Source organism: Vibrio sp. NFR (genome assembly GCF_027587095.1).
In the GTDB taxonomy this organism is placed as follows: domain Bacteria; phylum Pseudomonadota; class Gammaproteobacteria; order Enterobacterales; family Vibrionaceae; genus Vibrio; species Vibrio harveyi.
In genome coordinates this window covers 239,544-251,033 of sequence record NZ_JAPPTN010000005.1, presented here as the reverse complement: position 1 = coordinate 251,033, position 11,490 = coordinate 239,544, and the positions used below count along the sequence as shown (strand labels likewise).

Below are 11,490 nucleotides of genomic sequence, written 5' to 3'. Positions count from 1 at the left end.
ATGAAAAAGTTCGTTCTTGCGCCACTTGTATTGGCAATGAGTTTATCCGGTTGCGCTGTTGGTCCCGACTACCAAGCGCCAACCACAAGTATGGCTGAAACCTATCTTCATGCTGAGCAAAGCAACGTCAGCCAGGTTAGCGAAAAAGAAGCCTTTTGGTGGACGGAATTTAATGATCCGACGCTGAACGATTTAGTCCTTGATATGCAAAGCCAAAACATCCCGTTACGAGTGGCAGCAGAACGCATAAAGATGGCTGAGAACTACAAAACCGTTGTAGAGTCATTCAAAGTACCAACCGTCAATATTGGCGCGGGTTACTTCAACTACCAACTGAGCAAAAATGATTCTCTGCTGGGTCCTGCACTCAATCCGATTGGTGATTCAGCAGCAGGTTTACCGCCACAGATTGGCAACACGACACTATTAGATAATCAACATGATGGCGTTTTTGCTGGTGCAAGCATCGCATGGGAAGTGGACTTATTTGGGCGTCTTGAGCGTCAATCTAATGCGGCAAAGATTCGTGTAGAACAAGCTGAAATCTATCAGAGTGGTCTCACCACATTGCTCACCGCAGATTTGATCCACAACTACTTACAATATCAAGGTGCAACAGAGCGTCTCGCGTTGGCAACATCCAACCTAGAGGACCAACAAAAAACCATGGATTTGGTCGAGAAGGTGGTTCGCAGTGGTTACGGTTCCGAGCTCGATTTAGCCCAAGCTAAAGCAACATTGGCAGCAATGGAATCCATCATCCCTCAATTGGAAATCGCACAACAAGTGCACAAGCATCGCATTGCGGTACTACTTGGTGAGCCTTTATCGAAAGTCGAGATACGACTCGCTCAGACACAAACAGTACCTACCATGCAAAATGTGGTACCGATTGGGCTGCCTTCTGACTTGTTGCAGCGTCGACCAGATATCCGCATTGCGGAACGTGAAATGGCTGCCATCAATGAAGAACTCGCAGCCAGTGTGGCCAATCAATATCCGAAGTTCTTCTTAACAGGGGCGCCAGGTGTTTCTGCGTCTAGCTTTGATGACTTATTCAGTAGTGATTCATTTGGCTGGGTAGGCTCAGCAGGTATCAGTTGGAATGTATTTGACGGAGGTCGTGGTGAAGCGTTAGAGAAAATCAACCAAGCTCGTTTTGAATCCGCCACCTTGGCTTACCAACACGCCGTTGATTCCGCATTTACAGAAGTAGACTCGACCCTATTTGCTTACGGAAGAAGCCAAGAGAACCAACGCCGAATTGAAGAAGCGCTGGAGGCAACGGACAACGCGGTCAGCAAAGCGAAATCACTCTATCGCGCAGGTTTAATCGATCACTTATCCGTCCTTGATGCACAGCGACAAAAACGCATGATGCAAGACCGTCAGCTTGCTGCCAAATTGCAAACGGCACAAGTTACCGTCGCACTCTATAAATCATTAGGCGGTGACTGGGCGTTGGAACAACCACCAAAACAAGACGGTAAGTAACGCGTTTTTGTAAAAACGGTTTTGGGGAGAGGATCAGATTCATCTGGGACCTCGAATCAGCCCTCTCCTCTTTTTTATATAAAGTCGCGCATTGATACCCATTTCCTATAGTTAAAAGGATTGAAATCAGAGAGTAAGGAAGGAACTCCCTCATGATGACACTAATTTTTGTACTATTGTTAATCGCGATGCTCAGTGCATTTTTAGGCAAGAAAGCGATGGGTTATGCCTTCTTTGCTTCCTCCGTGATCATTGGGCTGTATTGGTTCAACCACCATGCAACCGATCCTCTAGCTATTTTGTTGTAGGGGGCGTTGATATGAATCGCAACTATTTGGCTTTACTCAATACCCTCGGATTACTCGGCATGACCGCCGTGTTGTTAATTGGTTTTGTTCTGCAATTTGTACTCAATGAACTGCCTTGCCCATTGTGTCTGTTACAACGCATTGGCTTTGTCATGATCATGTTCGGCTTTCTACTGAATGTGGTTTACGGTCCGCACGCTCGACATTATGGCGTGGTTCTAATTGGCGCACTTTATGGAGTAGCCACATCGCTAAGACAAGTCTCACTGCATGTCATTCCGGGAACGCCTGGTTATGGTAGCCCTATCTTAGGTATGCATTATTACACTTGGGCGTTTGTCTTGTTCGTCGCGACTATATTTGCGGTGGCAGTCATCCTTATGCTCACCAGTAAAGAAGAGTCACCGGAACCTTACCAAATGAGCAACCTTGGTCGAATTGCTTGCCTGTTGGCTATCTCCGTTGTCGCACTTAATGCCATCGGTACATTTGCCGAGTGTGGTCCATACCAATGCCCTGATAACCCAGAAAGCTACTGGCTATTTAATTAGGGGCTTTTTGAGCTGATTCGACGAGGAGTCATGCATAGGTTAACGCAGCCTTGTATCACTCCTCTTTTCTATCTGTCATGGGAATACCATGCTCAGAGTAATCCGACTTGGTTCAAATTCATTAGTATGCAACTGGATGTCATTCAAACATGTCAGTATGTTTAGAGGTAAACGTACCGATTAATTCTCTCATCATGTTTTATTAGAACAGGAGTGGTTATGAACTTTGTCGACGGTGTATTACAAGTCGAATCCTTTCTCGCGGTGACTCTTGGAATCATCGTTTTATTCTTAGGTAGGCGATTAACGCAAGCGAGTACTTTCCTCAAAGAGTTCAGTATTCCAGAACCGGTTTCTGGCGGTATTTTGGTGTCCGTACTGTTTGCGGTGATTCATTACGTTACCCAAATTGATGTCCAATTCGATCTCGCGACTCGTGACCTACTCTTAGTATATTTCTTTACCACCATCGGCATTAACGCAAGCTTGCAAGATCTGTTTAAAGGGGGAAAGCCTTTATTAATTCTGCTTTCGGTCACCATCGGCTATATGTTGATTCAAAACCTTACTGGTATCGGAATCGCCACCATGCTCGGTCAACCAGAAGCGGTTGGCTTGCTAAGTGGCACAGTCTCATTAATTGGTGGGCATGGCACTGCTATCGCTTGGTCACCAAGAATTGCTGAAATTTTTGACCTAAATACCGCCATGGAAATCGGTATCGCTAGTGCGACATTCGGTTTGATCTTAGCAAGCTTGATGGGAGGACCTATTGCTAAGTACCTGATCAACAAACACAACCTCAAACCCGCGAAAGTTGAAGAGATGGATGTCGGTACCGCGCAAGATGAGCCTCAACCCTCGATCAATGCCTATGACTTTTTAGACGCGATGCTAGCGATTCATGTTTGTATTATCTTAGGTGCAATCTTGAATGAAGGCGTCAGCAGTTTAGGGTTAGAGCTGCCATTGTTCGTAACTTGTCTGTTTGCTGGTATTCTGATTTCTAACCTGATTCCTGCTTCTTACCCGCGCCTAACAGGAACGCGCTGGCCGGCTAGAAAACCCGCGGTTGCATTGATCGCAGATATGGCGTTAGGAGCATTTTTGGCGATGTCACTGATGAGTATGCAACTATGGGCTTTGGTGGATTTGGCAGGACCGATTTTCATCATTCTTGGCGCACAGTTTCTTGTCGCTATTTGTATCGCGATTTTTGTCGTTTTCCCTTTGATGGGAAAAAACTACGATGCGGCGGTGGTTTGTTCTGGTTTTGGTGGAATTTCTCTTGGTTCCACTCCAACGGCGATGGCAAATATGTCGGCAGTCGCACAGAAGTACGGTAACTCTCACCAAGCATTTATCATCGTGCCTTTAGTCTGTGCGTTTTTTATCGACTTAGCCAACGCACTGATCATTCCATACTTCATCAATTGGATTGGATAATTAAAACGCCATCTGGTTAAAAAGAGGACACTTCGGTGTTCTCTTGCTTTATTCAAGCAAATATTGCTACCACTTCCCCCCTCACTAAGTTGTATAATGTTGACCTTGAAATATTTTGTTACGAACTCTGTAACTCTTGAGATGAACATGAACAGCAGCAGATGGGTTGGCCTTTCAATTGGCACCCTCTTTTTAATCGGAACCCTTATTCTTTTTGGTTCGACCGTACACGCCTCTTGGTACAAGATCCCAATGGAAGCCGTGAATGGCATTGCTTTTACCCTGTCATTCGGCTTAGGGCTGAATCACTTGTTTGCCTACATTTCTGCGTTTATTACCCTTGCAGCCTTATTCTATCTTGGTTATGCAATAGGTTACCGTATCCACCAAAAACTCAAGTAGACATCTCAAACTTAAGACTCATTTTAATCACCCCGCATAGTACTTAAGTACTAGTTTTTCCTCAATAATTTACCGGTTAACGCACTTTTTACGCGGACATATTGAGATCGGAGCATTTTCCCGAAAACCGTATAGTTTTATGCAACCCCGCCTCATAGAATAGTTTATAAAAACGGCAGTAGGTATCGAGCAACTATATGAAATGCAGTGTCGCTTGCAGACGAGAAAAACGCCCGAAAAAGCATATGCGCCTCGCATTTCCTTATTTATGCGGGGCTGGTTCTATGTTTCTCTCGTCCTCCATCCACACTCAACCCATACAGAATCCTCTCTCTGACTGCCCATTATTTGCTGTTCCTTTGAGACATAACTATGGACAGAACGCAGTTCACCAAAATTTTTACGCGCTACTATATGCGCTCCACAAGTCTTGGGATTCTTATCACCTTAGTCGCTTGTGCAATCAGAGGGGTTGATTATGTTGTATACCTTCCTTATATATTTTCCGCGATGGTCTGTTTTGCCTACCTTTGGGTGGGCAAATCATTTGCACTCGAGCAAAAGCATCAGTCTGTTGTCATCGCTCTGATCCTCGGCTACACCCTCACTTTTTACCTGTATTACTTCTTAGGCGGGCACTTTCTCTTCTCTTCGTTAGTCACCGTGAATCTCCTTTTAACCCTGATTGAGTTTGGCGTATTTTGGTCGGCACTCACATATGTCTTATCAATGGCAATCTGCTTTAACATTGATTTGATAACCGCAGGTAATTACCTGTTTAAACTACAGGGTTTAAGTGAGTTCTCCATTCGGAGCACGTTTCTTTACTTGTTCAATCTCTTTATTTACCAAGGCTTGCGCTCCATCGAGTGCTATTGGTTTAGCGCCTGGCAAACGCAATATGAACAAGTTGAAAAACTAGAAAGACTGCTCGAGATTGACGAGCTAACAGGGTGTTATTCCCGATTCAAAGGCAATCAGTTGATCGAACAACAGATACAACGAGCTCAACCGTTTACTCTGTTATATATCGACTTAGATGGCTTTAAATCGGTGAATGACGAATTCGGTCATGACGCCGGAGACAAAGTACTACAAATCACCGCCCAGCGTATTTTAAACCTACTCAGTGGTGGTCAGTTCGCAACAAGGATAGGTGGTGATGAGTTTATTGTTTGCCTCCCTGAGCTAGAAAGTACAAAGGACTTAGAACAATTTCAGTCTTCGCTGCACCAAGCGTGTAGCGCACCTATTTTTATCCATTTTCAAAACGTTCACATCGGTTTGAGTGTTGGTATTGCACGTTTCCCTTATGAGGGCAATAGCAGCGATTCCTTAATCCAGCACGCAGACCAAATGATGTATCTCACTAAAAGATCAAGAACATAGATTTGCGACTCATACCGAGTCGTTTCAAGCAATCAAAAATATAATGAGTTCAGGACGTAGATATATGGTTAGCAAGTTAGAATTTTCGCATGCTGTTGCAACAATTCGAAAGGAGAGAGGTTTAACTCAAGGTCAGTTGGCAGACGAGTTAGCACGGAGTTACAGTGCTTTTGAAAGCTTAAATCAACCTACATTAAGTCAATGGGAAAGCGGAAAAGTCACACCGAGTTTATTAAAAAGGCTCGCCTTCTCTCATTATATTGGTGAGCAATATCAATATACCTCAAGCGAGTATAAGCGCGTTAAAGCCTCGCAAAGTAAAAACATTTATTTGAGCTTTAAAGACATTGTTTATGAGTATCAAGTCACCGATGTAAAGAGTTGCTCACTCAATCAAATAAGCGCGTCGGAGTATCAACAAATTGATGCAGTCCACAAGCAGTTAATCACCCCAGGCGGTATGGCAGATACGCTCAATCAATTTGATGAATCTTCAAGTAAGGTACGCCTGTATTACTGTAAAGGCATGTTAGTCGGACACCTTATTTATCAAGAGCTGAGGTCTGAATTTAGGATTCTAAGCTTATGGCATTTGGGGCGCTCTATCCTGAAGTTTTTAGTCACCGATATCATCCAAGTCATGGGGAATGCGGTTGTCCACTTTCCGGTTCATGAACCCGTGGTAAAGCAACTTTTATTCGACATTTTTATACGGGATTTCTATCACCATCGGCGAGTCACGTACTTCAAAGCACCCGCCACTCAAATATTTGAAAACCCAATGGTTAAACACTGCTTCGATGGATTCTTAGATCTTGTTTTGTATCGCTTCCATCAAGTAGGAAATGAATTTATGCAGTCTCGACAGGAGGCCCACTAATGATGAATAACAATCCAACCACCAACACCATCTTATTATTCACTTGCAACAACATTCAAGGAAGAGGCTTACAGACGACAATCGAACAACAGCTTGGTCAACCAGTCCTCTTGGCGAAAGGATCAAGTACTGATCTTCCTGTTTATCGCGATGAACACTATGTTGCTATTGTCGACAGTTCACTGCCAGATCTCTCTGGGGTTAAAGTCGTGCTCAACGAGCTCGATCACGTTGATGCGACCGTTTTGGTTAATGCCGAACCTAATTTGGGCATCGAGAGTCTGCTCTCTTGGTCGAACTTAAAAGGTCTGTTTTACTTCGATGAAGATTTTGACAAAGTGATTCGAGGATTAAAAGGTGTTGTGAATGGTGAAAACTGGCTCTCACGCGACATACTCAATCGTTTAGTGAGCTATCTTGTAAACTTAAATCACTCGGTTTCTGAGCTCGACACGAAACTCGAAATTGAGCTAACTCGACGTGAAATGCAAGTACTTACAGCGCTTTGCCAAGGAGGTTCTAACCTCGATATCGCCGACTCGTTGTTTGTAAGTGAGCACACTGTGAAGTCGCACCTCTACAGTATCTTTCGCAAACTTGAAGTGAAGAATCGAATGCAGGCGATCACTTGGGCAAAACGAAACCTGTTCTAAATCAAGCCGTTCTCAGGCTAAGAAATCAAAAGGGAGCACGGAAGCCCCCTTTCAAAAGTGCTTTCCGTTATTGCATTAAGTGGTAAACACGCAGAGACTCTGCCATTGCCGCCCAATCGTCACCCAAGAATGTTAACGTAACGGGCTGGTTTGCCAATAAAGTGATGCTTGAATCTTCAAAGCGCCCAGCCGTATCACACTCCAAATGAACAAAAAACGCCGCTTTATTTGCCCGTAGGGTCACTTGGTTTGCTTCAATCGTTACTTCAATATTTGCTTTAACCATAGGTAGCGTCTTAAGTTCATGAGTACTAAACCAGGTATTGTTGATCCGTTCATCACCCACCTGCGCTTCCACATACAAAAACCCTGACTTCAGGTCGCCCAAACCAACTAAGTCAACCTGCTCATCTAAAGACCAAATGACAGTATTGCTATCATTCGTCACCGTTTTCTCTATCTGCCAAGTTTTCTCAATTTCGCCTTGCCAATTAACCCAATGAAGTTGAATATCCGCACTAACTGGTATTTTGGCATCGTTGAGCAGATGCAGACTCAAGTTGCCTGTGTGCTCCGAGAACACGAAATACTGAGGTGCAAAGAAGCGTTTCGCATGGTAATGCAACTGCTTCCAACGACCACTGTATTCGATGCTAGACCATGAACTCACAGGCCAGTTGTCATTAAGTTGCCAATACAACATGCCACGACATATCGGTGCGATGGCTCGCCAATGGTCACACGCAGTTTTGATAGCCATCGCTTGCTGCACTTGGCTAAGGTACAACATTTGCTCAAAGCCGCTAGGAAAACGGAAATATCGGGTGAACATCTCAGTAATGATGCTGTTACCACGTGGGTTCTTTTGGTGCTGCTCAAAGGTAGGTGACGTAACGTTCCAGTCTTGTTCCGGTACAAACTGTTTTGCTTCCGCAAACGAAGGCCAAGATTGGAAACCAAATTCTGAGCAAAAGCGAGGATTAATGTTTAGGTAGGCATTAAATGATTTTCCTGAATGCCACACATCCCAAAAATGCATGTCACCTTTACTGTCATCATGCCAAGCATCTCCGAAGTCCAGTTCACCATTACAAGGAGAGCTCGGCCAAAAACGACGAGATTCGTCTAACTGTCCGATCACCTGCTCTATCATGCGGTTGAGACGGTCATAGTTCACCGTATATTTCACTTTGTTATGCTTGGATTCGTCATACCAGCCAATAGCTCCAATAACTTCATTGTCGCCACACCATAACGCAATAGATGGGTGTTCTTTTAAGCGTGGAATTTGGAAACGCAGTTCTTGTTCAACTTCTTTTAAGAAGTCATCGCTAGAAGGGTAAAGCGAACAAGCAAACATCATGTCTTGCCAAACTAACAGCCCCAGTTCATCACACAAGTCATAGAAGGTTTCACTCTCATACTGCCCACCACCCCAGACACGAATCATGTTCATGTTGGCATCAACGGCACTTTGTAAAAGCGTTCGGTAGCGGGTTTCGCACTCACGCCCCGGCATGGCATCGATCGGAATCCAGTTCGCCCCCTTAGCATTAATCGGAGTGCCATTAATGATGAATTCCATCGCCGATCCATGTTCATCAGCTTGATTATTTAAGCTCAACTCTCGTAAACCAATCTTACGGACTAGAGTTTGTTCACCAGAAGTGACTGAAATGGAATAGAGGTGCGCTTCGCCATAACCTGCCGGCCACCAAAGCTTAGGTTCGCTTACAAGGAACTCACAGTGATAGTGACCACTTCCTTCGGTTTGGAGCACTTGTCGTTCACCATTAAAATTAACAATGATTTCATGACATTGATTGCCAGCCTCTACCTCTATAAGAACGTCAACCAATACACTTCCATCTGTCTGCCATTGCTGGTTTGTGGAGAAGCTTTTTAACCACACGTCCTCGACAACATCGATTTGAATCGGGTCATAGATACCCGAGACCATCAAACAAATGCCCCAGTCCCAGCCCGAATGACATTGAGTTTTGCGAATCAAGTTCATGTGCGGGATCTGGTTGTTCCCCATCGCCGAAGGAATAGGAAACGGCAGTTTCTTTGCTCGCTCTGCGCCTTCTAAGTCTACGCGAGCAAACTCAACTCGAATCGTGTTAGTGCCTTGTTTTAAGTAAGGTTTAATATCAAGACGTTGTTGGGCAAACATGTTGCTGCAAGTTAGTACTTGCTCACTATTAATGTAAAACGTCGCTAAAGTATCAACACGAGTAAGTGTCATCCAAACTTGTTTGGCAAAGAGCACTGCGTCATCCACATCAAACTGACGTGAAATATGCCAATCACACGTTTCAATCCAACGAACTTTCGCTTCGTTATCCGCAAAATAAGGATTAGGGATGAGCTCTGCTTGTAACAACGCAGAAACGTTGTCTCCGGGCAAAGTCATTGGAATATCGATATCTGGGTGCTGTGGTGAAGTTAACTGCCACATTCCATTGAGTTCAACATGAGCCATAGGATAAGACCTTTAATTTTTATTAGAACAGGTTGGCTCAATGTAATCCTGAGATGTCCTTGCAAGAATAAGGGAAATGTCATTTACGTATGAAATGCGGCGCACTTCACGCAAAAAATCTCTACCCCAAAATCAGTAATTTGCTTCAGATTTCCATAATTAATCTGGCTCTACGGTTATATTGGTGTGCTCAACGTGCTAGTATCAGCGGCTTTTTGATCATCCTCACACTTTTCGAGCTATTCGTGTGAGGGAAATGCACGGCTTCCGAGCCCTAAAAAGCGAAGTAATTATGTCAAATATGACGAACGCCGCCTCTCATGCTCCTATTCAGGAGGCAGACTATTCTGCGATTCATCCTCCTTCCCTTCTCAAGCGTCTTGAACTCACTAACCCTGTTTTCTGGTTAAGTGGTAGCTTCCTCACTGTGTTTGTTTTGCTAGCTCTAACGAATACAGACTCTCTGACCGCAATGGTTAATGCAGGCTTTGGCTTTGCAACTCAATACTTCGGTGCCTTCTGGCAAGTATTACTCCTTCTGAATTTCCTTATTGGTTTGGCTATTGCGCTAGGTCGTACGGGTTACGTACGCTTAGGTGGTTTAGCGAGACCAGATATCGATACCTTTAAATGGCTATCAATCGTACTTTGCACCCTACTTGCTGGTGGCGGTGTATTCTGGGCTGCAGCTGAGCCTATTGCTCACTTTGTTTCTGCACCACCTTTATATGGTGAAGCCTCACCAAAAGCCTCTGCAATCAATGCGCTTTCTCAGTCTTTCATGCATTGGGGCTTCCTTGCTTGGGCTATCTTAGGTTGTCTTTCTTCTGTTGTGTTAATGCACCTTCACTACGACAAAGGTTTACCGCTTAAACCACGCACTTTGCTGTACCCTGTGTTTGGCGACAAAGCGATTCACGGTCGAATTGGTGATGTCGCAGACGCGTGCAGCATCATTGCTGTAGCCGCTGGTACTATTGGTCCTATCGGCTTCTTAGGTCTACAAATCAGCTACGCATTGAACTCTCTGTTTGGTTTGCCAGATACCTTCATTACTCAAAGCTTGGTGATTGTCGCTGCTATTCTCATGTACACTTTGTCAGCGCTAAGTGGCGTGAGCAAGGGTATTCAACTTGTTAGCCGTTACAACATTGTGTTGTCTGTAGCATTGATTGGTTACATTCTGTTCTTCGGACCAACTAGCTTTATAGTGGATGGTTACGTGCAAGGCATTGGTCGCATGGTTGATAACTTCTTCCCAATGGCGCTTTATCGTGGTGACACAGAATGGTTAAGTTGGTGGACGGTTTTCTTCTGGGGTTGGTTTATTGGTTACGGACCAATGATGGCGATTTTCATTGCTCGTATTTCACGAGGCAGAACCATTCGTCAGTTGATCCTTTCTATCAGCATCGCTGCGCCTTTGATCACCTGCTTCTGGTTCAGCATTGTTGGCGGCAGCGGCTTGGCCTTCGAGCTAGCAAACCCAGGTTTGATTTCATCAGCATTCGAAGGCTTTAACCTTCCCGCAGTTCTACTTGCCATTACCTCTGAATTGCCATTCCCAATGGTGATTTCAGTATTGTTTTTGATCCTGACTACGACTTTTATCGTAACGACTGGTGATTCAATGACTTACACCATTAGTGTCGTGATGACGGGTTCTACCGAGCCAAATGCCGTTATTCGTTCATTTTGGGGCTTGATGATGGGGGTGGTGGCAATCGCACTTATTTCTATGGGCTCAGGTGGTATCTCTGCACTGCAGTCTTTCATCGTCATTACGGCAGTACCCGTGTCTTTTATTCTGCTGCCAAGCATTTGGAAAGCACCAAGCATCGCGAACCACATGGCGAAAGAGCAAGGTTTGATTTAGTACGTT

General features: G+C 44.6%; 10 protein-coding genes. 9 read left to right on the top strand and 1 reads right to left on the bottom strand.

Translation table 11 applies throughout. The features are described 5' to 3' along the window. From OH463_RS11900 to OH463_RS11865, 8 genes are all read left to right on the top strand, one after another. Nucleotides 1-1,494: an efflux transporter outer membrane subunit gene (locus OH463_RS11900; RefSeq protein WP_038898787.1), complete on the top strand. Its 1,494-nt coding sequence runs from the start codon at nt 1-3 to the stop codon at nt 1,492-1,494. Between the two features lie 152 nt (nt 1,495-1,646). Beyond that, on the top strand, nt 1,647-1,802 hold the full coding sequence (locus OH463_RS11895; RefSeq protein ID WP_005451278.1) for a DUF5993 family protein: 156 nt from the start codon (nt 1,647-1,649) through the stop codon (nt 1,800-1,802). Between the two features lie 11 nt (nt 1,803-1,813). Beyond that, a complete protein-coding gene (locus tag OH463_RS11890; protein WP_009697204.1) occupies nt 1,814-2,353 on the top strand; it encodes a disulfide bond formation protein B in 540 nt (179 codons plus the stop codon). A gap of 219 nt (nt 2,354-2,572) precedes the next feature. Beyond that, complete coding sequence (gene gltS, locus OH463_RS11885) at nt 2,573-3,799, top strand: sodium/glutamate symporter (protein WP_005451274.1); 1,227 nt, start codon at nt 2,573-2,575, stop codon at nt 3,797-3,799. Nucleotides 3,800-3,946: 147 nt separating this feature from the next. After that, nucleotides 3,947-4,201 (top strand): hypothetical protein, encoded by a 255-nt coding sequence (locus OH463_RS11880; protein WP_026000163.1) that lies wholly within the window; start codon nt 3,947-3,949, stop codon nt 4,199-4,201. A 372-nt stretch (nt 4,202-4,573) separates the two neighbouring features. After that, nucleotides 4,574-5,590 (top strand): GGDEF domain-containing protein, encoded by a 1,017-nt coding sequence (locus tag OH463_RS11875; RefSeq protein ID WP_009697206.1) that lies wholly within the window; start codon nt 4,574-4,576, stop codon nt 5,588-5,590. A 64-nt stretch (nt 5,591-5,654) separates the two neighbouring features. Then, a complete protein-coding gene (locus tag OH463_RS11870) occupies nt 5,655-6,470 on the top strand; it encodes a helix-turn-helix domain-containing protein (RefSeq protein WP_005451271.1) in 816 nt (271 codons plus the stop codon). Continuing rightward, nucleotides 6,470-7,123 carry a LuxR C-terminal-related transcriptional regulator gene (locus OH463_RS11865; RefSeq protein WP_009700994.1) on the top strand — a complete coding sequence of 218 codons (654 nt, stop codon included), beginning with the start codon at nt 6,470-6,472 and terminating at the stop codon, nt 7,121-7,123. Before OH463_RS11870 ends, OH463_RS11865 begins: the two co-directional genes overlap by 1 nt. 67 nt (nt 7,124-7,190) lie before the next feature. Here the strand turns inward: OH463_RS11865 and OH463_RS11860 are convergent, their stop codons facing one another. Beyond that, nucleotides 7,191-9,608, bottom strand: a complete 2,418-nt coding sequence (locus OH463_RS11860) for a beta-mannosidase (RefSeq protein ID WP_269991298.1) — start codon at nt 9,606-9,608, stop codon at nt 7,191-7,193. 292 nt (nt 9,609-9,900) lie between these two features. On the opposite strand from OH463_RS11860, the gene OH463_RS11855 reads away from it, so the two are divergent. Beyond that, nucleotides 9,901-11,484 carry a BCCT family transporter gene (locus tag OH463_RS11855; RefSeq protein WP_017188630.1) on the top strand — a complete coding sequence of 528 codons (1,584 nt, stop codon included), beginning with the start codon at nt 9,901-9,903 and terminating at the stop codon, nt 11,482-11,484. Nucleotides 11,485-11,490 lie beyond the last annotated feature (6 nt).